This window comes from Pseudoalteromonas sp. NSLLW24 (assembly GCF_015864725.1).
GTDB classification, from domain to species: domain Bacteria; phylum Pseudomonadota; class Gammaproteobacteria; order Enterobacterales; family Alteromonadaceae; genus Pseudoalteromonas; species Pseudoalteromonas arctica.
This window is the reverse complement of the sequence record NZ_JADYWQ010000005.1, coordinates 138484-160750: the sequence shown is the minus strand read 5'-3', so window position 1 is coordinate 160750 and position 22267 is coordinate 138484. Positions and strand designations below refer to the sequence as shown.

The 22267-nt window shown below is 38.8% G+C and carries 18 protein-coding genes; 11 read left to right on the top strand and 7 right to left on the bottom strand.

Annotation, left to right across the window (positions count from 1 at the left end; all coding sequences use genetic code 11):
- Nucleotides 1-137: 137 nt before the first annotated feature.
- The 4 genes from lpdA to pdhR all read right to left on the bottom strand — a co-directional run bounded on the left by lpdA (nucleotide 138) and on the right by pdhR (nucleotide 7168).
- The gene (lpdA, locus tag I6E72_RS07075) at nucleotides 138-1562 is read right to left on the bottom strand and encodes a dihydrolipoyl dehydrogenase (protein WP_007586124.1); all 1425 of its coding nucleotides are present in this window, start codon (nucleotides 1560-1562) and stop codon (nucleotides 138-140) included.
- 175 nt (nucleotides 1563-1737) lie between these two features.
- Nucleotides 1738-3651, bottom strand: a complete 1914-nt coding sequence (gene aceF, locus I6E72_RS07070; RefSeq protein WP_197111613.1) for a pyruvate dehydrogenase complex dihydrolipoyllysine-residue acetyltransferase — start codon at nucleotides 3649-3651, stop codon at nucleotides 1738-1740.
- A 10-nt stretch (nucleotides 3652-3661) separates the two neighbouring features.
- Entirely contained in the window at nucleotides 3662-6328 is a 2667-nt protein-coding gene (aceE, locus tag I6E72_RS07065) for a pyruvate dehydrogenase (acetyl-transferring), homodimeric type (RefSeq protein WP_010553346.1), read from the bottom strand.
- 90 nt (nucleotides 6329-6418) lie between these two features.
- Nucleotides 6419-7168 carry a pyruvate dehydrogenase complex transcriptional repressor PdhR gene (gene pdhR / locus I6E72_RS07060; RefSeq protein ID WP_007586129.1) on the bottom strand — a complete coding sequence of 250 codons (750 nt, stop codon included), beginning with the start codon at nucleotides 7166-7168 and terminating at the stop codon, nucleotides 6419-6421.
- A 1091-nt stretch (nucleotides 7169-8259) separates the two neighbouring features.
- Between pdhR and I6E72_RS07055 the strand changes: the two genes are divergently transcribed.
- The gene (locus I6E72_RS07055) at nucleotides 8260-8712 is read left to right on the top strand and encodes an REP-associated tyrosine transposase (protein WP_197111611.1); all 453 of its coding nucleotides are present in this window, start codon (nucleotides 8260-8262) and stop codon (nucleotides 8710-8712) included.
- A 679-nt stretch (nucleotides 8713-9391) separates the two neighbouring features.
- Here I6E72_RS07055 and ampE read toward each other — a convergent pair.
- Nucleotides 9392-10243 (bottom strand): beta-lactamase regulator AmpE, encoded by an 852-nt coding sequence (ampE, locus tag I6E72_RS07050; RefSeq protein WP_007586130.1) that lies wholly within the window; start codon nucleotides 10241-10243, stop codon nucleotides 9392-9394.
- A 13-nt stretch (nucleotides 10244-10256) separates the two neighbouring features.
- Nucleotides 10257-10811, bottom strand: a complete 555-nt coding sequence (gene ampD, locus I6E72_RS07045) for a 1,6-anhydro-N-acetylmuramyl-L-alanine amidase AmpD (protein ID WP_197111609.1) — start codon at nucleotides 10809-10811, stop codon at nucleotides 10257-10259.
- A 237-nt stretch (nucleotides 10812-11048) separates the two neighbouring features.
- Here ampD and nadC point away from each other — a divergent pair, with 237 nt between their 5' ends.
- The 8 genes from nadC (at nucleotide 11049) to yacG (ending at nucleotide 19447) form a co-directional block, all read left to right on the top strand.
- Entirely contained in the window at nucleotides 11049-11900 is an 852-nt protein-coding gene (gene nadC, locus I6E72_RS07040; protein ID WP_101215989.1) for a carboxylating nicotinate-nucleotide diphosphorylase, read from the top strand.
- A gap of 483 nt (nucleotides 11901-12383) precedes the next feature.
- A complete protein-coding gene (locus I6E72_RS07035; RefSeq protein WP_269435264.1) occupies nucleotides 12384-12803 on the top strand; it encodes a pilin in 420 nt (139 codons plus the stop codon).
- Nucleotides 12804-12850: 47 nt separating this feature from the next.
- Nucleotides 12851-14521 carry an O-antigen ligase family protein gene (locus I6E72_RS07030; RefSeq protein WP_197111607.1) on the top strand — a complete coding sequence of 557 codons (1671 nt, stop codon included), beginning with the start codon at nucleotides 12851-12853 and terminating at the stop codon, nucleotides 14519-14521.
- 14 nt (nucleotides 14522-14535) lie between these two features.
- Entirely contained in the window at nucleotides 14536-15765 is a 1230-nt protein-coding gene (locus I6E72_RS07025; RefSeq protein ID WP_197111605.1) for a type II secretion system F family protein, read from the top strand.
- A 52-nt stretch (nucleotides 15766-15817) separates the two neighbouring features.
- The gene (locus I6E72_RS07020; RefSeq protein ID WP_197111603.1) at nucleotides 15818-16711 is read left to right on the top strand and encodes a prepilin peptidase; all 894 of its coding nucleotides are present in this window, start codon (nucleotides 15818-15820) and stop codon (nucleotides 16709-16711) included.
- A gap of 1 nt (nucleotide 16712) precedes the next feature.
- Entirely contained in the window at nucleotides 16713-17354 is a 642-nt protein-coding gene (gene coaE, locus I6E72_RS07015) for a dephospho-CoA kinase (RefSeq protein WP_197111601.1), read from the top strand.
- A gap of 126 nt (nucleotides 17355-17480) precedes the next feature.
- On the top strand, nucleotides 17481-19157 hold the full coding sequence (gene pilB / locus I6E72_RS07010; RefSeq protein ID WP_197111599.1) for a type IV-A pilus assembly ATPase PilB: 1677 nt from the start codon (nucleotides 17481-17483) through the stop codon (nucleotides 19155-19157).
- Nucleotides 19158-19216: 59 nt separating this feature from the next.
- The gene (gene yacG / locus I6E72_RS07005; protein ID WP_007586146.1) at nucleotides 19217-19447 is read left to right on the top strand and encodes a DNA gyrase inhibitor YacG; all 231 of its coding nucleotides are present in this window, start codon (nucleotides 19217-19219) and stop codon (nucleotides 19445-19447) included.
- 71 nt (nucleotides 19448-19518) lie between these two features.
- Here yacG and I6E72_RS07000 read toward each other — a convergent pair whose 3' ends face one another.
- Nucleotides 19519-20007, bottom strand: a complete 489-nt coding sequence (locus I6E72_RS07000) for a periplasmic heavy metal sensor (protein ID WP_197111597.1) — start codon at nucleotides 20005-20007, stop codon at nucleotides 19519-19521.
- A gap of 177 nt (nucleotides 20008-20184) precedes the next feature.
- On the opposite strand from I6E72_RS07000, the gene I6E72_RS06995 reads away from it, so the two are divergent.
- Nucleotides 20185-20874: a response regulator gene (locus tag I6E72_RS06995; protein ID WP_101163286.1), complete on the top strand. Its 690-nt coding sequence runs from the start codon at nucleotides 20185-20187 to the stop codon at nucleotides 20872-20874.
- The gene (locus tag I6E72_RS06990) at nucleotides 20852-22267 is read left to right on the top strand and encodes an ATP-binding protein (protein WP_197111595.1); all 1416 of its coding nucleotides are present in this window, start codon (nucleotides 20852-20854) and stop codon (nucleotides 22265-22267) included. Before I6E72_RS06995 ends, I6E72_RS06990 begins: the two co-directional genes overlap by 23 nt.

Genomic DNA, 22267 nt, shown 5'->3' with positions numbered 1-22267 from the left:
TTTTCTTAACGTTAAATAGACCCCATATATAAGCAGATTGGTATCACTGAATTAATTCAACATCTCTTAAATTAAAAACCAGACATAAAAAAGCCCAACCGAAGCTGGGTTTTTCAAACAAATGCTAAAAAGTTAAATTACTTCTTTTTAACTGCTTTTTTGTTTGGTAAGTCAGTGATCGAACCTTCAAAAATTTCAGCTGCAAGGCCGATTGATTCATTCAATGTAGGGTGAGCATGAATAGTAAGCGCTAAGTCTTCACCATCAGCACCCATTTCAATACCTAAACCGATTTCGCCAAGCATTTCGCCCGCGTTAATACCGATCATAGCACCACCGATTATACGGCCACTTTCTTTATCAAAAATAAGTTTAGTAGAACCTTCAGTACGAGATGATGCAATAGCACGGCCAGATGCTGCCCACGGGAATACCGCAGTTTCAATTTTTAGGCCTTGCTCTTTTGCTTCTTTCTCAGTAACACCTACCCAAGCGATTTCTGGGTCAGTATACGCAATCGAAGGAATACATTTAGGGTCGAAGAAATGCTTCTGACCAGAAATAACTTCTGCAGCAACATGACCTTCATGAACCGCTTTATGCGCAAGCATAGGCTGGCCAACTAAGTCACCAATTGCAAAAATATGGCTTACGTTAGTACGTAATTGCTTATCAACATTAATAAAGCCACGCTCATCAACGTTTACGCCCGCTTTTTCAGCATCAAGTAAGTTACCGTTTGGAGTACGGCCAACTGCAACAAGCACTTTGTCGTAACGTACAGGTTCTGCTGGTGCGTTTTTACCTTCAAACGTTACGTATAAGCCATCTTTTTTAGCTTCAACACCAACAACTTTAGTTGAAAGCATTACGTTGAATTTTTTGCTTACGTATTTTTGGTAAATTTTGATAATGTCTTTATCAGCTGCTGGAACTAATTGGTCAGCAAATTCTACAACATCAATTGCAGAACCTAGTGCACGGTAAACCGTACCCATTTCAAGACCGATAATACCACCACCAAGTACAAGTAGTTTTTCTGGTACATCTTTAAGCTCTAGCGCGCCAGTTGAATCAATTACACGGTCATCTTGTGGGATGAAAGGTAAGTTAACTGGTTTAGAACCTGCTGCAATAATCGCGTTATCAAACGTGATAGTTGTAGAGTCTTTCTCGCCTTCAACTACTAAAGTATTGCTGCCAGTGAATTTGCCGTAACCAGATACAACTTTCACTTTACGCATTTTAGCCATGCCCTCTAGTCCACCAGTTAACTGGCCAACTACAGAATCTTTCCAAGTACGAACTTGGTCAAGATCGATCTTTGGTGCGCCAAAAGTAACACCATGAGATGACATTTCAGCTGCATCATCAATCACTTTAGCTACGTGTAAAAGTGCTTTTGAAGGAATACAACCAACATTAAGACATACGCCGCCTAATGTTTCACGAGATTCTACCAATGTAACTTCTAAGCCCAAGTCAGCAGCGCGGAATGCCGCAGAGTAACCACCAGGACCACCGCCTAGTACAACAACTTGAGTTTTTAATTCGTTGCTCATGCTATTACCTTAATTGTTTGAACGGGACACTGCCCTAAAGTTTAACTGCCATGTTTCTGCAAGGCAGAAAGTGAGAGCAGATCACAAATTTGTGCAAAGATTGTATCATTGCAAATGGTAAAAATCCCAGCTAAAAACAACTGGCTGGGATTTGATTCTATTTATTATCTAACGATTACATCACCAATTGGCGAATATCGCTCATGTAACTTGCAAGAGTCACAGTAAAGCGTGCAGCTAAGGCTCCGTCAATAACCCTATGGTCGTATGACATAGACAGCGGAACCATTAGTTTTGGTTCAAACTCTTTGCCATTCCATTTAGGTTTCATTTCAGATTTAGACACACCTAAAATAGCCACTTCTGGTGCATTAACAATCGGCGTAAATGCCGTACCGCCAATACCGCCAAGGCTAGAAATAGTAAAACAACCACCTTGCATATCAGACGATGTAAGCTTCCCGTCACGTGCTTTAACAGATACTTCCATTAATTCGCGTGATAGTTCAATAATGCCTTTTTTATCAACATCTTTAAACACTGGTACAACTAAACCGTTTGGCGTATCAACTGCAACACCAATGTTAATGTACTTTTTAAGGATTAAGCTTTCGCCGTCCTCAGAAAGCGATGAGTTGAATTTTGGAAATTCAGCAAGTGCTTTTGCAGCTGCTTTCATTACAAACACAAGTGGCGTAATTTTAACACCCAGCTTTTTCTTCTCGCTAAGCACATTTTGCTCTTTACGGAATACTTCAAGGCTTGTGATATCAGCTTCGTCAAACTGTGTAACATGTGGGATTTGTACCCAGTTACGGTGTAAGTTTTTGCCTGATAGCTTTTGAATACGAGACAGCTTTTGCTCTTCAATTTCGCCAAACTTAGCAAAATCAACTTTAGGCCATGGAATAAGACCAAGCTCGCTACCACCAGCGCTACTACCTGCAGATAATTGACCCGACTCAACTTGCTTAACTAAGTTTTTAACATAGTTTTGCACGTCTTCTTTAACTATACGGGCTTTGCGACCAGTGCCTTTTACGTTAGCTAGGTTAATACCAAACTCACGCGCTAAACGGCGAACAACAGGTGATGCATGAGCATACGCGCTGTTTTCTGTGAAGCTTTCATTACTTGCTTTTGCTGGTGCCGCTTGAGCCGGTGCCGACTCAGTTTTAGCTGCAGGTGCTGATTTTTCAGCTGGTGCAGGTGCTGCTACTGGCGCGCTGCCTGTAACTTCAAATACAAAAATTAATGAGCCTGTCGATACTTTATCGCCAGCGGCTACTTTAATTTCTTTAACTGTACCTGCAAATGGAGCGGGTACTTCCATTGCAGCTTTGTCGCCTTCAACGTTTAAGATTGATTGATCTTCTTCAACCGTATCGCCAACTGCAACCATAATTTCAGTTACTTCAACTTCATCGCCACCAATATCAGGTACATTCACTTCTTTAGTACTTGGTGCTGCGTTTGCTGTTGAGCTAGCTGCTGGCGCTTCTACAGGAGCCGACTCTTTAGCCGGTGCTGCAGATTCACTTCCTGCTACTTCAAAAACAAACACTAACGAGCCTGTTTTAACTGTATCGCCAGCGGCGACTTTAATTTCTTTAACTATACCGGCAAATGGAGCCGGTACTTCCATTGCTGCCTTGTCGCCTTCAACGTTTAAGATAGATTGCTCTTCTGAAACGGTGTCACCAACAGCAACCATGATTTCAGTTACTTCAACTTCATCATCGCCAATATCTGGTACGGTTACTTCTTTAGTTGAAGAACCTGTAGAAGCAGCAGGTGCTGCCTCTTCAGATTTAGCTGGAGCAGCGGCTGATGCTTTTTCTTCACCAGTGCTTTCACTCTCGCCTTCAAACAAAAATACTAAAGAGCCTGTTGTAACGGTGTCGCCAACGTTTACTTTAATTTCTTTGACTGTACCCGCTTGCGAAGCAGGTATTTCCATTGATGCTTTGTCGCCTTCAACATTTAATAATGATTGGTCCACATCTACTTTGTCGCCAACGCTTACTAATATTTCGGTTACTTCTACTTCATCGTCACCAATATCTGGTACTTTAATTTCAATACTCATTGCAAACCTCTTATGCGTACAGTGGGTTAAGTTTGTTAGTGTCGATGTTGAACTTTTTAAGTGCTTCAACAACTACTGACTTCTCAACTTCACCGCGTTTAGCAAGTTCAGATAACGTAGCAACAACAACGTAGCCCGCGTTAACTTCAAAGTGACGACGTAGGTTTTCACGGCTATCAGAACGACCGTAACCATCTGTACCTAACACTTTGTAGTTGCTGCTTGGAATGAATGAACGCGCTTGTTCTGCGTAGTTTTTCATGTAATCCGTTGCTGCAACAGTCACAGAGTCGTTTAATACGCTTGTGATGAATGCTGTTTTTTGCTCGCCTTCAGGATTAAGCATGTTGAAACGTTCAACATCTTGACCTTCACGCGTTAATTCGTTGAAAGACGTTACAGAGAACACGTCAGACGCAATGCCATACTCTTCGCTTAGAATCGTAGCGGCTTTACGCACTTCAGTCATAATAGTACCTGAGCTTAATAGCTGTACGTTGGCTTTTTTACCTTCGTAACTTTCAAGCTTGTAAATACCTTTACGGATACCTTCTTCAGCGCCTTCTGGCATAGCTGGCTGATGGTAGTTTTCGTTCATAAGCGTTAGGTAGTAGTAAATATTTTCTTGGTCATCACCGTACATACGACGAATACCGTCTTGTACAATAACAGCTACTTCAAACGCGTAAGTTGGGTCATAAGAAATACAGTTAGGAACCGTATTAGCAAGAATATGACTGTGACCATCTTCGTGTTGCAAGCCTTCACCATTTAACGTTGTACGACCCGCAGTAGCACCTAATAAGAAACCACGTGCTTGTTGATCGCCCGCCATCCATGCCATGTCACCAACGCGTTGGAAACCAAACATAGAGTAGTAAATGTAGAATGGGATCATTGGTAAATCGTTAGTGCTGTATGAAGTTGCAGCAGCAACCCATGACGACATTGCACCTAACTCATTAATACCTTCTTGAAGCACTTGCCCTGATACAGTTTCTTTGTAGTAAGAAACAATATCACGATCCTGTGGCGTATAGTTTTGGCCATGCGGGTTATAAATACCGATTTGACGGAATAAACCTTCCATACCAAATGTACGCGCTTCATCGGCAATAATTGGTACGATGTTTTTACCAATGCCTTTATCTTTTAATAAGATATTAAGTGCACGAACAAAACCCATAGTGGTTGAAATATCACGCTTTTGCTCTTCAAGTAGCGGCTTAAACGCGTCTACTTCTGGCAACGTAAGTTTTTCACTAAAACGTGGAATACGCTTAGGTGTATAACCTTTAAGTTCATCACGACGAGCATGTAGATATTTATACTCAGGTGAACCTTCTTCAAGCTCTAAATAAGGTAGTTCTGCAAGTTGCTCTTCAGATACTAAATCATCAAGACCAAGGCGTGAACGTAAATGCGCAACATGCGACATGTCCATTTTTTTCACTTGGTGCGCAATGTTTTTACCTTCAGCTGCTTCACCCATGCCGTAACCTTTTACAGTTTTAGCAAGAATTACAGTTGGACGGCCTTTAGTGTCTTCTGCTTTTTTAAATGCAGCAAATAATTTTGATGACTCATGACCACCACGCTTAAGCGCGAAAATTTCGTCATCTGTCATGTCAGCAACAAGTGCAGCTGTTTCTGGGTAACGACCAAAGAAGTTTTCGCGTACGTACGCGCCATCTTTAGCTTTATATGTTTGGTAATCGCCATCAACAGTTTCGTTCATTAACTGTAGTAATTTACCCGTTGTGTCTTTAGCTAGAAGAATATCCCAACCGCTGCCCCACACTAGTTTAATTACGTTCCAGCCAGCGCCTTTAAACAAGCCTTCTAGCTCTTGAATAATTTTACCGTTACCCATAACTGGGCCGTCTAAACGCTGTAAGTTACAGTTAACTAAGTAACAAAGGTTATCTAGTTTTTCACGTGCAGCAAAAGAGATTGCACCGCGTGATTCTGGCTCATCCATTTCACCGTCACCTAAAAACGCGTATACACGTTGGTTTTTAGTATCTTTTAAGCCACGACCATCTAAGTATTTTAAGAAACGTGCTTGGTAAATAGACGAAATAGGACCTAAGCCCATTGATACCGTAGGGAACTGCCAAAATTCAGGCATTAACTTAGGGTGTGGGTAAGATGGTAAGCCTTCGCCATCAACTTCTTGGCGGAAGTTATCTAGTTGTGCAGCCGATAAACGACCTTCAACAAATGCACGTGCATAAATACCAGGAGAAATATGACCTTGGTAATAAACTAAGTCACCACCGTCTACATCATTTGGCGCTTTAAAAAAGTGGTTAAAACACACTTCATAAAATGCAGCAGATGATTGGTAAGACGCCATATGGCCGCCTAAGTCGAGATCTTTTTTAGATGCACGTAGAACGATCATAATCGCGTTCCAACGTATAATTGAACGAATACGACGCTCAAGATTTACATCACCCGGGTAAGCAGGTTCTTGATCTACAGGAATAGTATTAACGTAGTTCGTGGTAATACCCGTTGGCATATCAACGCCGTCTAAACGGGCTTGCTCTAATACTTGCTCAAGTAAAAACTGAGCTCGTTCAACACCTTCTTCGCGCACAACTGATTCAAGAGCTTGTAACCACTCTTGTGTTTCTAGCGCGTCTACGTCAATTTTATTGACTTCAGACATATGGAGGTTTCCTTATGTTTAAAATACGAATATTGTTAATTTAATATCACAGCTACTTAATTTGTGTGTTCAAAGTAGTTATGTACTAACTTAATTTTGTTTAGTGCGTCTTAAACTACGTTCAATTCGCGAATGTTCTTTGCCTGCTTCAAGTAGTGCTTCTTCGATAAATGCTAAGTGCGCATTACTTGCTAAACGGGCTTGTTCTGGATTACCGTCAATAACGGCATCCATTAATAAACGCCTGTGTTGGGCTAATTGACTGCTAATATCTGACTTTTTTAATAAAACAGTTAAATTTTGCAATACATTTTGCTCAAGCAGCGCTTTCATGCCTCTTACTAAATGCAGTAACACCACATTATGCGAAGCTTCTGCCACGCTAAAGTGAAATGCATTAATTGCTTTTGCTTTTTGCTGTAAATCATCATTAACTAGGGCAATTTTATCAAAGCTTTCTTTCACTTTGCTAAAATCGTTGCTGGTCCCGCGCAGTGCCGCGTAGTAAGCAGCAATCCCTTCTAATGCATGACGAAATTCAAGTAAATCAAACTGCGACTCAGGGTGTTTACTAATCAAATCAAAAAGTGGATCAGTAAGCCCTTCTTCGAGCTGATTTTTTACAAACGTGCCGCCACCCTGGCGACGCGTAACTAAACCTTTCGCTTCTAATTTTTGAATTGCCTCACGCAGTGACGGGCGAGACACTTCAAATTGCTTTGCTAGTTCACGCTCTGGTGGCAACTTTTCACCTGGTGCTAACGAGCCTTCAAGAATCATGTTCTCGAGTTGCTGTAAAATAACATCAGATAACTTTGCTGCTTTGATCTTTAAAGACATGAATCAACGTCCGCGTTGTATAAATACCAAGAGCCCATAAAGCGGGGCTTTGAGTAGTATGATTTACCCAAAAGGTAAATTGGTCATACCAAAAATTTTCAATACGGTATCAAAAACCTTATTAGCTGTCAATTTACAGGTAACTTGAGCAATTAAAGTAGCGTAACGCATTTTGAACAAAGATTAAACAATGCGCAATTTACAAAAATTGTTATAACGTTAATAGGATGAAAACAATTGGTCTGACCAGAAAAATAGAGTGTTAACTCTAGTTGAATTTATTAAAGAAATTAATAATAGGATAAAAGTACCAAAGAAATAGCTGCAATTTACACACGATCAGTCCACTAAATATAAAACATAATACGCGCTATAAAATTTCGATCACGCAATATCGTAGCAGCGGGTTTATCCCGCGACTATTGTGCAAGCAATTACCTAAACGTAAAACACAATGCGCGATATAAAATCGCGACTACACAATATCGTAGCAGCGGGTTTACCCCGCGACTATTGTGCAAACAATTACCAAAACGTAAAACACAATGCGCGATGTAAAATCGCGACTACGCAATATCGTAGCAGCGGGTTTAACCCGCGACTATTGTGCAAGTAATTACCTAAACGTAAAACACAATGCGCGATATAAAATTGCGACTACGCAATATCGTAGCAGCGGGTTTACCCCGCGATTATTGTGCAAACAATCTCCCAACCGAAAAACACATGCGCGATATAAAATCGCGACTACGCAATATCGTAGCAGCGGGTTTACCCCGCGACTATTGTGCAAGTAATGACCTAAACGTAAAACACAATGCGCGATGTAAAATCGCGACTACGCAATATCGTAGCAGCGGGTTTATCCCGCGACTATTGTGCAAGCAATTACCTAAACGTAAGACACAATGCGCCATGTAAAATCGCGACTACACAATATCGTAGCAGCGGGTTCATCCCGCGACTATTGTGCAAGTAATTACCTAAACGTAAAACACAATGCGCGATGTAAAATCGCGACTACGCAAATTTATAAAAATTGCATATGCTTTAAATTCGTGGGTCTGTGATTGCTAAAATACGGGTATGTTATGCATCGTTCATATTTATTACGAAAGGGAAGAGTATCAAAAGCAAACCACTATTATGCTATTACACTGGTTTGTCATGAGCGAAATAACCTACTCACAAGCTTAATAATTAATAGAGCTATTATCAATGAAATGAGGGAATTAGAAAGAGAGCAACTGATTAAATCAAATACTTTCGTGATAATGCCAAACCATATTCATTGGTTACTACAATTATCCGATAGCGTAACATTAAGCGAGGTAATTAGAAGCTTCAAAGGACGCTCAGCCACGGTGTATAGAAAATTTGGCAGACAAAAGCTTTGGCAAAAAGGGTTTTATGATCACTTAATAAGAAATACCGAAGACTTAAATAGCTGCGCTAGATACATAGTCGCAAACCCTTTGCGTGCAAATTTAATAGAAAATATTGCAGACTACCCATATTGGGATAGTATTTATCTAAACTCGTAGCAGCGGTTTTACACCGTGACATTTGGCAACTAATCGCCTAACCAAAAAACACAATGCGCGATATAAAATTGCGACTATGCAATCGTAGCAACGGGTTTACCCCGCGACATTAGGCAACTAATCTCCAACCAAAAACACAATGCGCGATATCGTAGCAGCGGGTTTACCCCGCGACATTAGGCAACTAATCTCCAACCAAAAACACAATGCGCGATGTAAAATCGCGACTACGCAAATATCGTAGCAGCGGGTTTACCCCGCGACATTTGGCAACTAATCTCCCAACCAAAAACACAATGCGCGATGTAAAATCGCGACTACGCAAATATCGTAGCAGCGGGTTTACCCCGCGACATTTGGCAACTAATCTCCCAACCAAAAACACAATGCGCGATGTAAAATCGCGACTACGCAAATATCGTAGCAGCGGGTTTACCCCGCGACATTTGGCAACTAATCTCCCAACCAAAAACACAATGCGCGATATAAAATCGCGACTACGCAATATCGTAGCAGCGGGTTTACCCCGCGACATTTGGCAACTAACCTCCCAACCGAAAAACACAATGCGCGATGTAAAATCGCGACTACACAAATATCGTAGCAGCGGGTTTACCCCGCGACTATTGTGCAAGTAATTGCCTAAACGTAAAACACAATGCGCGATGTAAAATCGCGACTACGATAGTCCACCAAATAATGTAAGTAGTGCTATGAGTACTAAGTAAAATAATACATTGCGCTTAACAAGCTTAATCATACAAGTGGCTTCGTAGGTACAGCCGTAATAACGCTTTTCAACTTGCTCTGCAGCAAGTGCAGTACATGTTACTACTTCTCGGTTTGGAGATTTAAAGTTAAGTACGTAACGTAGCCAACAGCTTGTGCCTTTATTAAAGTTACCTATTACTAAATAACCAAAGCTGGTAATACGTGCAGGTAACCAGTCGAGCCAAAACAATAGTTTATGTATAAGTTTAAAACGCTTAGCAAATATTACTTTATGATCTTCTCGTACTAAATCAGCTAAAGTACGTACCAGTGCATATAAAACCGCACCTGGCGCGCCTAAAACAACAAACCAAAAAATAACCGCACAGTAAAATCTAAAGTTTACCCACGCCAATGTTTGCCCAAAGGTTTCGCCACCATCTTGATCATCAGTACGCTTTTGACCTATTTGCAACGCATATAAAGATGCAGCAGTACCGTCATCTCGCGTTAACGCATTTAAATACGACTTATATAAAGCACGCTGCTTAGCACAACCAAAGCAAACCAAAAGCACCGCGATATTAATGCCCAACTGCCACAAAACAAAATCAGATAAACAATAAATTAGTGCCATCGCAATCACTGGAAGTAAAAGCCAAATTAAAAAGCCCGGTGCTGAGCTAAATAAGCCCTTATCACCAAGTAATTTATTAGAGCGATTTAAATAACCATTTGCGTAATAACTTATCTGCCAGTAGTTAGACCGAGCGCCTAAGCGTTCTAGTATTAATGCAATTATTATAGAAACTAAAATCATGGGAATAACTCTCTTAACTTAGTTGTTCAAGCATATTAAAAAACAATGGCCAATTAAAGCTACTGCCAGGATCTGTTTTACGTCCTGGGGCAATATCGCAATGCCCAACAATACGCGAAGGGGTAATTTTTGGATAGCGTTGCATTATAGATTTACTAATAATAGTTAATGTTTTGTACTGCGCTAAAGAATATGGAGCGGTGTCGGTACCTTCAAGCTCAATACCAATGCTAAAGTTATTACAAGCAGGTACCCCCTCAAACTCAGATTGCCCAGCATGCCAAGCACGTTTTTCAAAAGGCACGTATTGTATAACCTCACTGGTGCGCTTCATAAAGCAATGGGCCGATACACGTAAATTCTTTAAGTCACTAAAACTCGGATGAGCATTGCAATCAATGCTACCCATAAATAACTCATCAACGAAAGGTGTACCAAACTGCCCTGCTGGCAATGATATATTGTGAATCACCAATAAAGAAATATCAGCCTCATCAGGTCGCTCATCAAAATGCGAACAAGGCCGCTGCGCTACAGTACTTAAAACACCGTTTAAATCTATTTTCATGATACGTTTATTATATAAATATCAAGATATACATATCGCTGATGCTAATTGATTTATTAAAAAAATGATAGTAACAAGCGAGGTATAAAACCTCACCTACAAATAATTCAAACCCACACGTAGGTGCGAATTTACTACAAGCGCTTATCTTTATATTAGCGAAAAGGCAATCGCTTCTCTTTCTTTTATAAACATAGTAAAATTTGCTTAATTTATTAACGCTTATGAGCTTTTATTATGTCTATCCCGCACTCTTTAGTTAGCCAACTTGTCACTCTTGCACTCGACGAAGATCTAAATTATCAAACAGCTCAAGAAGGCGATATTACCGCGCAGCTTATCCCTCAGAGCGAGCAAGCCAACGCAAAAGTAATCACCCGCGAAGACTGCATTTTTTGCGGAAAAGACATCATCCTTGAAGTATTCAAACAAGTAGACCCAAGCGTTAAAGTTAATGTACTAATAAACGACGGCGACGCAGTTAAAGCAAACAGCACATTATTTACCGCTATTGGCTCGGCTCGTTCAATATTAACTGCCGAACGTACTGCCCTTAACTTTGTGCAAACCTTATCGGGTACAGCCACTACTACAGCGCATTACGTAAAAGAGTTAAGTGGTACAACTACGCAACTACTCGATACACGCAAAACCATACCTGGTCTGCGTGCTCTTCAAAAATACGCAGTAAAATGTGGCGGGGGTGCAAACCATCGTATTGGATTATTTGACGCTTTTTTAATTAAAGAAAATCATATAGCGGCTTGTGGCACAATAAACAAAGCCGTAGCTCAAGCTAAACAAAACCACCCAAACAAACCTGTCGAAGTCGAAGTAGAATCACTCCCTGAACTTAAGCAAGCAATTGAAGCTGGCGCGGACATAATTATGCTAGACAATTTTAGCGTAGAGCAAATTAAACAAGCTGTAATTTTGACCAACAAACGTGCAAAACTAGAGGTTTCAGGCAATATGACCCTAGAAACGCTCAAAACTTATTCACAAGCCGGCGTCGATTTTATATCAAGCGGAGCGTTAACAAAAAACTTACAATCAATCGATTTATCGATGCGTTTTGAACAATTTTAAAGCAACAACTGCCAATTAATACCGCTAATCGATTGACAAGTTAAGTAAAAAAGCATTAAATAACCCGAAAGGCTTACTTTGTAACATTTTGTTAAATAAAATCGCTTTTTTATAAGAAGATACGTGCTAAATACTAAAATAAAATGGTAGACTAATTCTGTTGTACTATTTTATTTTAAAAGGTAGTCATAAATAACTAGTACCTTTAGTTTTTAAAGACATAATTAAAAACTAAAGCAACTAAACTACTTACTTTATGCCTATACTATTTATTGCTACAACATGTAGTGCTCTTAGTAAACTTTTATAGTTAGTACTAAACATAATGAATTCACATTCGGCTTTTGTGTTTCATACTCTAAAGCTAAAGTGTAATAAAATTAATTTTAAGTAAAACTGTAAAGTAAATCAGTTAAATTAAGTGAGGCATTTTGCCGCTTAAATGATTTAAGTTACAAAAATCTATCCTTTAGGAGAGGAAACATGAAAACAATGACTCAAAAACAACAGGGTTTCACCCTAATTGAATTAATGATTGTAGTAGCAATCATCGGTATTCTTGCAGCAATTGCATTACCTGCATATCAAAACTACACATCTAAATCACAAGTCACAGCTTGTTTAGCTGAAATATCTCCAGGTAAAACCGCTTTCGAAATAAAAATGAACGAAGGTTCAGCCTCTGCTACGATGACCGCAGAGCAAATGGGTATAAATAACAAAGCTTGTTCTGGAACTGTTATTGCTTCAGACCCTACTGATGGGTCAGGTTCAATAGTTGGTACAGTTGCAGGTGGTCCCGCTGTGTCAGGTAAAGAAGTAACTTTATCTCGTTCTGATGCAGGCGCATGGTCTTGTTCAACAGACGCTGATACTGAGCATAAGCCAACTGGCTGTAACTAACATAAAGAATAAGAGCGCACTTGCGCTCTTATTATTTGGTATCAAGTTTGAATAACATTTATAGAACAACATTTATTTTTTTCCCTCTTTTTATTATTAGTATTCTATTTTACATACCAAACATTGGTGGTTCAGGTTACTCTCTGCCGTTTAATGCTTTTACGTTGTTTAGCCTTGGTATTGTAACATTTACCTTAATACACATTGCCTGCCTAAAAAATAAATTCACACTTGATAAATTTTTTATAGCTTCATGTTTTTTTTTACTTGCAATTACAATCCCTTTTTTTTGGAGCGATAATGCTCAAGCCTTTAAAGCCATACCCCGCTTTTTTACTATAATCCTAGGTTTGATTTATTATTTTTCTTTATGTCAATATAATCCTTCAAAAGAGCAAATAACCCTTTTACTTTTTGTTATCTGTATTTCAACGTTCATATCATCTTGTTTTTCTCTATATCAAAATTACCTAATGACCAAGCATAGCTATTTTGCAATAAAAATTGAGTATGGCAGACCTACTGGTATATTTCAGCAAGTAAACGTATTAGCGAGTTATACATCAACAGGGTTGGCAATAGCACTATATTTATTAAAAATAGTTAAGAAGAGTAATTTCAAGGTATTATTGACAGTCATTGTTTTTGTAAATATTTGGGTTCTTTTCCTTACTCAATCAAGAACCGGCTTGTTGGCAGGCTCAATCATTGCTTTTTATTATTTGTTTACTTATTTAAAAGAGAAAAGCTATAAATCCATTGTTTTATTCACAACTCTTATTCTATTAGCTCATTTTTTAGCAAAAAACCTTCCATATAGTTCAGGAAATGAATACGTAGTAAAAAAAGATGTGATTAGCACACCACAAATTAGATTATATATATATAGTGATAGCTTAGGACTTTTTCTACAAAAACCGTTTACTGGCCATGGGTACGGCAGTTTCCATAATGAAATTTTGAAATACTCAGCAACAAAATCAGCTGTTCGAGAAAACATTAATTATGGAAAGAGGATCCCACACCCTCATAATGAACTGCTACTTTGGATAGTGGAAGGTGGGGTTTTAATAGCTGTAAGCTTTTTAGGACTATTTAGCTATTTTTTCTACCTTATCTATAATGGTATCAATTATTATAAAGTTTGCTTATTATTGATACTACTACCTATTTTTTTGCATACACAAACAGAACACCCTTTTTACCAATCAACATTACATTTCATCGTTTTTATTACTATAATCTACTCTATCATTCGATTATGTAACATTAAAAGCTTAGAAATTAAGCCCAATGTTAGCTTAATTAAAATTACTAGTTTACTATTTACGACTTTTCTTTTTATTTTTTCAATTACGGCATTACAGTCAACCATTAAACTTCGTAGGTATATTTATATTGAACTTAATAATCATATTTTACTCTCCGAGGCTTTAAACCCGCTTATAGAGTATAAGTTTAAAGAAATCCAAATTAACACATTAAAATTAGAAATAGCTATACGTAGCAATGATATAAATAGTATCCAACAATTTATAGATTGGACTGATACATTTTTATTAGCTTTCCCTAGTGACTATGTACATTTTGAAAAAATAAGGGCATTAAAAGCCTTAGATTATAAAAATAAAGCAGAACAAGAAACTAATATTGCAAAAACGTTATATCCTCAAAACAAATCTTGGGATAGCGCTATTTGGACTCCATCGAAATATTAATTTAAGAGTTATTTATGGCAAAAAAACAAAATAAGAAAGGGTCTGACATATTTCAATGGGTTGGAGTTAGTGCCAGAGGGAAAAAGTTAGAAGGTGAATTAAGTGGAGATAGTATTGCACTTGTTAAAGCACAGCTTCGTAAGCAAGGCATTACTCCCTCGAAGGTAAAACGCAAAGCAAAACCTTTATTTGGTTTGCAAAGTGTTCAAAAAATTACACCAAAAGATATTGCGCTTATTACTCGCCAAATCGCGACAATGCTGATGGCTGGAGTGCCACTAATACAATCAATAGAAATGATTGGATCAGGCTCTACCAATAAAAGTATTGGTAAATTAATGGAGACTATTGCTGATGAAGTAAAAGCAGGTCAGCCATTATCTTCAGCACTTAGAAAACACCCCCGTTATTTTGACGATTTATATTGTGATTTAGTTGCATCAGGCGAGCAGTCAGGTGCGCTTGATAGAATATTTGATCGTGTCGCTATTTATAAAGAAAAATCTGAAGCATTAAAATCAAAAATCAAAAAAGCGATGTTTTACCCTATAGCTGTACTTGTTATTGCTCTTATAGTTACTTCTATTTTATTAATATTTGTAGTTCCACAATTTCAAGATATTTTTAATGGCTTCGGCGCTGAACTCCCTGCTTTTACTCTATTTGTAATTGGCATATCTGAATTTATGCAAGCATATTGGTGGATGATACTAATCGCTATTGTTGCTTTCGGTTACGCTTTTAAAGAAGCAAAATTAAGAAGTTTAAAGCTCAGAGATGCGACCGACAGAGCCATACTAAAACTCCCTGTTATTGGCATGATTTTAAATAAAGCGGCTGTTGCTCGCTATGCACGAACTCTTTCGACCACTTTTGCTGCTGGTGTGCCGCTGGTTGATGCGCTTGACTCTGCCGCTGGGGCTTCCGGCAATGCAGTATATCGTTATGCCATTTTAGATATTAAAGTGGAAGTGAGCTCCGGTAATCAGATGAACTGGGCTATGCGTAATTCAAAAATATTCCCTGATATGGTAATACAAATGGTCGCTATTGGTGAGGAGTCTGGCTCACTAGATGGCATGCTCGCGAAAGTGGCTACTATTTACGAACAAGAAGTTGATGATGCAGTAGATGGGTTATCAAGCCTGCTTGAGCCACTTATTATGGCTGTACTAGGTGTACTTGTTGGTGGTTTGATTGTTGCAATGTACTTGCCTATTTTCCAACTAGGCGCTGTTGTTTAATTTTTATTTAACTTTTTTATTTTAATACGCTATTTAATTATTTGGTCGTTATATGCAAAGTATTATAGAAGTAATTCAAAGCCAATTGTGGTTTTATTTAACCACAGTTGGCTTAGTAAGTTTATGTATTGGTAGTTTTTTAAATGTGGTTATTTATCGCTTACCATTGATGATGCAGCGTGAGTGGCAAACCGAATGCAGACTACTGCTAGAAGATGAGCTTACAGCTAATAAATCTAAACAAGCCAATATCAATGAGCCTTTTAACTTAGTAAAACCCAACTCTACCTGCCCTAAATGTAAAACTGCCATTAAGCCTTGGCAAAATATTCCTATTATTAGTTGGTTAATACTTAAAGGTAAATGCGCAAGTTGCAGTAACCCTATTTCGGCTCGATACCCTGCTGTAGAGCTAATTACTGCCCTATTAAGTTTAATTGTTGCCTATAGCTTTGGTGCGACCGAGCAAGCCCTTTTATATATTTTTGTAACGTGGATTTTAGTTGCACTGACCTTTATTGATATTGACCACATGCTGCTGCCAGATCAACTTACACTTCCGCTTGTATGGCTTGCACTTATTGCCTCTGTAATGGGTTACACAATTACACCAACCGATGCCATTATTGGTGCGGCTTGTGGCTATTTAAGCTTGTGGAGCGTTTTTTGGCTATTTAAGTTATTAACCGGTAAAGAAGGCATGGGTTATGGCGACTTTAAACTACTCGCTGTATTTGGGGCATTACTTGGCTGGCAGTCATTACTCACTATTATTCTGCTTTCGAGCGTAGTGGGTGCCATTATAGGTATTGCGCTGTTGAGCATACAAGGTAAAGACAAAGCAACTCCTATCCCTTTTGGGCCTTATTTAGCGATAGCTGGCTGGATTGCAATGCTTTGGGGCAACCAAATTCAAGGCGCTTATTTTAATTTAATTGGTTATTAAAATGAGTGAGCAAATTACTAAAGTAAACAACTGGGTATTAGGTTTAACAGGCGGTATTGGCTGTGGTAAAACGGCCGTCAGTAACATGTTTGAAAAGCTTGGTATTACAATAGTTGATGCCGATATAATTGCGCGTGAAGTAGTACTCCCAAATAGCAAAGGGCTAAAAGCGATTACAGCCCACTTTGGTGAACATATTTTATTGCCTGATGGCACATTAAATAGAGCAGAGCTTCGCGAAAAAATATTTACTAACAACAATGATAAAGAATGGCTTAATGCGTTACTGCACCCTCTTATACGGATAAAAATACTAAACGATTTAAATAATGCAACTAGCCCTTATGTTGTTTTAGTAGCGCCTTTATTATTTGAAAACAACCTTGATAAATATTGCGACCATACCCTACTTATTGACGTACCAACCTCAGTACAAATAGCGCGTACGGCAAAACGTGACAACACAAGTAGTGAGCAAGTTAAAAGTATTATTGCCTCGCAAATGTCACGCGCCGATAAGCAGCAAAAAGCGGATGATATTTTAAATAATGACCGAAGTTTAAACCTAGTGCATATAGAACTTGTTGATCTTCATAAAAAGTACCTACAATATGCATTACACAACAAAACTAACTCACATTAACACTGTCCTAACTCACACAAACTCGTATTTTAGTTAGTAAAATCACAACAAAGAATGAAAGGTGATGTAATCACCTTCTTTTTTCTGATAAATTGCTTACTATTGAAGGAATAAAACAGGTGCGCAATGAATATTAACTCACCGTTATTGAGAAAATTTATAACCCTTGGCCGCATTGATGCCGACACGGTTAAAAACAAACAAAATGAATTTGCCTCAACAGCTGAGCTTATTTCTAAATGTGGAAAAATCGATAGTAAAGATTTAGCTGAACAATGTATTGATTTGTTTCGCGTACCTTATTTTGATTTAAAAGATTTTGACCCTACAAAAATCCCAGCCGATCTCGTAAAAGAAAAACTCATACGTAAACATCACATTTTGCCGCTTGTTCAAAAAGATCGAAAAGTTTATATAGCAGCATCAGATCCAACAGATTACGGCGCATTCGAAAACTTTGAGTTTAGTACCGGTCTTTCATGCGAAATTGTTGTTGTTGATTATATTCAACTCGATACCAAAATCGAGCAATTACTAGATGCCACTGGCAGCTTAAATCTAACTGATGACGAGTTTCAGGAATTTGCTGATTTAGACTCAGAAAGCCAAAGAGATACAGCACCACAAGATGACGATAAAGATGATGCGCCTATCATCGTATACATCAACAAAATTTTAATGGATGCCATTAAAAAAGGCGCCTCTGATTTACACTTTGAACCGTATGAGCACAAGTACCGTATTCGCTTTCGTATTGATGGCATTTTGCATGAAGTTGCAAGCCCACCTAATACATTAGCAACCAAGCTTTCTGCGCGTATTAAAGTAATGTCGAGACTCGATATTGCCGAAAAACGCAAACCACAAGATGGTCGTATAAAACTAAAAATCACTGAACGCAAAAGTATCGACTTTCGTGTAAGTACCATGCCTACCTTGTGGGGTGAAAAAATAGTAATGCGTATCCTTGATTCATCAAGCGCTATGTTAGGCATTGATGTATTAGGCTATGAGCCTGAGCAGAAAAAGCTCTATATGGATGCGCTTGCCCAGCCTCAAGGGATGATATTGGTAACAGGGCCAACGGGTTCTGGTAAAACCGTATCGCTATACACAGGTTTAAATATATTAAACCAGCCAGAGCGTAATATTAGTACTGCGGAAGATCCGGTTGAGATTAACCTTGAAGGTGTAAACCAAGTACAAATTAATATTAAAGCCGATATGACTTTTGCCAACGCATTGCGTGCATTTTTACGTCAAGATCCTGATGTAGTTATGGTAGGTGAAATACGTGACCTAGAAACCGCAGAAATATCAATAAAAGCGGCGCAAACAGGTCACTTGGTTTTATCAACATTGCATACAAACTCAGCACCAGAAACAATCACCCGTTTATTAAATATGGGTGTGCCGGCTTATAACGTAGCAAGTTCGATCAGCTTAATAATAGCCCAACGTTTAGCACGTCGTTTGTGCCCCAAGTGTAAAACGCCAGAACAACTTCCGAGTGAAGAACTGGCTCGCCAAGGATTTAGCGCCAAGCAAATTGAAGAAATGACGTTATATACGCCTAAAGGGTGTGATAGCTGTACCGATGGTTATAAAGGCCGAGTGGGTATTTACGAAGTAATGCAAATTACCCCTGAAATTGCCCAAATTATTATGCGCGGTGGTAACTCACTTGAAATAGCTGATGTTTCCCTTAAAGCTGGGTTTAATAATTTACGATTATCGGGTTTGCGCAAAGCCGCTGATGGTTTAACGTCGCTCGCTGAAATAAACCGCGTCACTAATATGTAAATATATGGCTCTGGGTTATTGTTCTTAGAGCTATAAAGCAAAATTGTAGAGAGTAAAGTATGCCAACTATTGTAAACTGCCCAACCTGTAAAACTAAAGTTGAGTGGTCAGAGCAAAGCCCATTTCGCCCTTTTTGCTCAAAGCGCTGTCAGCTAATTGATTTAGGTGAATGGTCGTTTGAAAATAACAGAATTTCTGCACCAATCACGTCCGCAGAAGAGTTTAGCCAAGACATGATTGAAGATATTGAAGCTATGCTGGCTAAAAATGAAGATGACTTTTTTAAGTAATTTATCTTCATTATGCCCTAAATACGAAAACCAGCATTAAGCTGGTTTTTTAGTATTTACAAAAAGTATAATTAACTTTTTTGTTTACTGTGCTTTTTATTCATACGCTTTTGCATTTTAGCAAATTTCTCTTTTTGCTCAGCGTTAAGAACTTGCATTACTTGGTGCTGCGTTTTTAGTTTAATTAAACCAAATTGATCACCTTTTTCGCGGCGTTCATTTAATAGCTCTTTTGCTGCATTTTCGTCAAATGTTGCCGCCGAAAGTAACGCATCCATTTTAGCTTTATGCGCTTCACGCATCGCTTTACGGGCTTCTTTATCGTCGCCACGCAACGCTTTCATCTGTGTTTTTTGCGCTTCAAAAATAGCTTTTAGCTTAGTTTGCTGCTCATCTGTTAAGCTTAATTTTTCAACGCCGCGCTCAGAAAGTAAAAAGCGAGCTTGAGAATGGCCTTGTTTATGTCCGTCGCCTTTAGCTAATACGCTACCAGCACCAAGCGTTGCTGTTGCTAAGCCACAGATAAGTACTAATTTTGAAAGTGTGTTTAATTTAGTCATAATCATTACCTTAATATTGAATTGGTTGGTTGAGCGATTGTGGCTGCTAAGCCAGTGAGTTAACTATACCTAACTCAATGCAAAGTAACGCAAAGCAGTGTAAAGGTTGTGTAAAGATTCACCTTTGCACTATTTAGCGGGTAAAATAACGCTATAAACAACTCTAAGGGTTTGTAAATGAAACTATTAATGATTGATGACGATACTGGTCTTTGCGAGCTATTAAGTGAATATTTAACTGCCCAAGGGTTTGAAATACAAAGCGTACACGACGGTGAGCAAGGCCTTAAACTAGCACAAGCAAATGACTACGCCCTTATATTGCTAGATGTAATGCTACCAACGCTTGATGGTTTTGAAGTGCTTAAACAACTTAGGCAAACAAAACTCACACCGGTCATAATGCTTACTGCAAAAGGTGAAGACTTTGACCGTATTTTTGGCCTAGAGCTAGGCGCTGATGATTACATTCCAAAGCCTTTTAATCATCGTGAATTACTAGCCCGCGTAAAAGCGATAACACGCCGTATAGAGCACATTAATAGCTTAAATGCAGCTACAACGAGTAAGTTACTCGTTAATGGTATTACTGTTAACCTTGCTGCGCGAGAGGCCTCAATCGACGGCTCTACACTGACCCTTACTGGTACAGAGTACGAAATACTCACGCTATTGTGTAAAAATGCAGGCGAAGTGGTTAGTAAAGAGCAAATTAGCGAAGAAGTACTAGGCAGGCGTTTAGCTTCTTTTGATCGCTCTATCGATATGCATGTAAGTAATATCCGTAAAAAAATAGCTGAGCATATTTCAGGTGAGCGAATTAAAACAATGCGAGGTACGGGTTATGTCTTTATCCAAGGCGAATAAAAGCACTTACTTTGCTTGGTTAAAACATCCTGGGCACTACCTGTTTTTTAAAGTATTTATTTGGTTTTGGTTAACTATAATCGGCACCGTAGCAGCGCTTATATTTTTAAGTAATATAACCGCTATTAATGCGGTATCTAACGAGCCACTTTATGGCCCTATGAAAAAAAACCTAATATACACCGCCAAAAGTATTGAGCGTACTGCCATTAAACATAAGCGCAGCCTAAGTGAAGTATTAGTACACCCTCGCCTATCAAAGCGTAAACTTTTATACTTAAGCGCAGCCCAAAGCGAGGACTCTCTTAGTAGTAAAGAGGTGCCAGAGAGCATCGATTTAAGTTTATTAAATTTCACTCAAAATATGTCACCGCAAATTATTTTCACTGAGAAATATCAAGCCTTTGGCCCTGTTAATATAAACGTGCCTGAAGGGAGTTTTTATCTTTATGAAATAGATATTAACCATCAACCACCGCTAATAATGCGCTTTAAGCTTATGCCTAATTGGATGAAAATAGTCATCGCAATTGTTGCCTCTCTTATTTTAAGCTTTGTATTTAGCCGTAACTTAATAGCCCCTATAAATAGCCTTAAAAAAGCGGCAATTAAACTATCAGCAGGTAACCTAAGCGCAAGAGCCGACATTTCTGTAAACCGAAAAGATGAGCTAGGAATACTAGGGCGAGATTTTAACAGCATGGCTAATCAGTTAGAGCTTTTAATCAGCTCACAAAAACGCTTATTAGCCGACATATCACATGAGTTACGATCGCCTCTTACACGTTTAAAAATGGCTACCGGGCTTGCACAAATGCAAGCTAACGACGCTAGCCAATCGTATTTATTACGCATAGAAAAAGAAGCAAACCAGCTCGATAAGATGATTGCCGACGTGCTGCAAGTTTCTCGCTTAGAAGCAAAAAGCCAAGCGCTTTCACTGCAAAAACAATCATTACAAATAATTGTAGATCACGTTATTAACGATGCGCAGTTTGAAGCAAAACAAAATAATAAGCAGCTAAATATAGTGGGCGCTGTAGACGTAAATATTAATTGCGACGAAGGCCTTATTGCCAGTGCGCTTGAAAACCTATTACGCAACGCTATTAAATACGCAAATAATACAATTAGCATTACTCTAAAGCATGCTGATGCCATTTATATAGAAATATGTGACGATGGCTCTGGTGTGCCAAATGAGCAACTGGGCAAGCTTTGCGAGCCCTTTTTTAGGCAATCAGATGCGCGCGACCGCGTAAGTGGTGGCACGGGTTTAGGTCTCGCGATTGCTAAAAATGCTATTACTGCGCATGGCGGCAGTTTAGTATTATCAAATAAAGAACTAGGTGGCTTGTGTGCTAATATAACCTTGCCATTAATAAAAGAGTAA

Excerpts from the sequence above, each read along its gene's own strand:
- lpdA (WP_007586124.1), bottom strand. The coding sequence starts at position 1,562 with ATGAGCAACGAATTAAAAACTCAAGTTGTTGTACTAGGCGGTGGTCCT.
- aceF (WP_197111613.1), bottom strand. The coding sequence starts at position 3,651 with ATGAGTATTGAAATTAAAGTACCAGATATTGGTGACGATGAAGTAGAA.
- aceE (WP_010553346.1), bottom strand. The coding sequence starts at position 6,328 with ATGTCTGAAGTCAATAAAATTGACGTAGACGCGCTAGAAACACAAGAG.
- pdhR (WP_007586129.1), bottom strand. The coding sequence starts at position 7,168 with ATGTCTTTAAAGATCAAAGCAGCAAAGTTATCTGATGTTATTTTACAG.
- I6E72_RS07055 (WP_197111611.1), top strand. The coding sequence starts at position 8,260 with ATGCATCGTTCATATTTATTACGAAAGGGAAGAGTATCAAAAGCAAAC.
- ampE (WP_007586130.1), bottom strand. The coding sequence starts at position 10,243 with ATGATTTTAGTTTCTATAATAATTGCATTAATACTAGAACGCTTAGGC.
- ampD (WP_197111609.1), bottom strand. The coding sequence starts at position 10,811 with ATGAAAATAGATTTAAACGGTGTTTTAAGTACTGTAGCGCAGCGGCCT.
- nadC (WP_101215989.1), top strand. The coding sequence starts at position 11,049 with ATGTCTATCCCGCACTCTTTAGTTAGCCAACTTGTCACTCTTGCACTC.
- I6E72_RS07035 (WP_269435264.1), top strand. The coding sequence starts at position 12,384 with ATGAAAACAATGACTCAAAAACAACAGGGTTTCACCCTAATTGAATTA.
- I6E72_RS07025 (WP_197111605.1), top strand. The coding sequence starts at position 14,536 with ATGGCAAAAAAACAAAATAAGAAAGGGTCTGACATATTTCAATGGGTT.
- I6E72_RS07020 (WP_197111603.1), top strand. The coding sequence starts at position 15,818 with ATGCAAAGTATTATAGAAGTAATTCAAAGCCAATTGTGGTTTTATTTA.
- coaE (WP_197111601.1), top strand. The coding sequence starts at position 16,713 with ATGAGTGAGCAAATTACTAAAGTAAACAACTGGGTATTAGGTTTAACA.
- pilB (WP_197111599.1), top strand. The coding sequence starts at position 17,481 with ATGAATATTAACTCACCGTTATTGAGAAAATTTATAACCCTTGGCCGC.
- yacG (WP_007586146.1), top strand. The coding sequence starts at position 19,217 with ATGCCAACTATTGTAAACTGCCCAACCTGTAAAACTAAAGTTGAGTGG.
- I6E72_RS07000 (WP_197111597.1), bottom strand. The coding sequence starts at position 20,007 with ATGACTAAATTAAACACACTTTCAAAATTAGTACTTATCTGTGGCTTA.
- I6E72_RS06995 (WP_101163286.1), top strand. The coding sequence starts at position 20,185 with ATGAAACTATTAATGATTGATGACGATACTGGTCTTTGCGAGCTATTA.
- I6E72_RS06990 (WP_197111595.1), top strand. The coding sequence starts at position 20,852 with ATGTCTTTATCCAAGGCGAATAAAAGCACTTACTTTGCTTGGTTAAAA.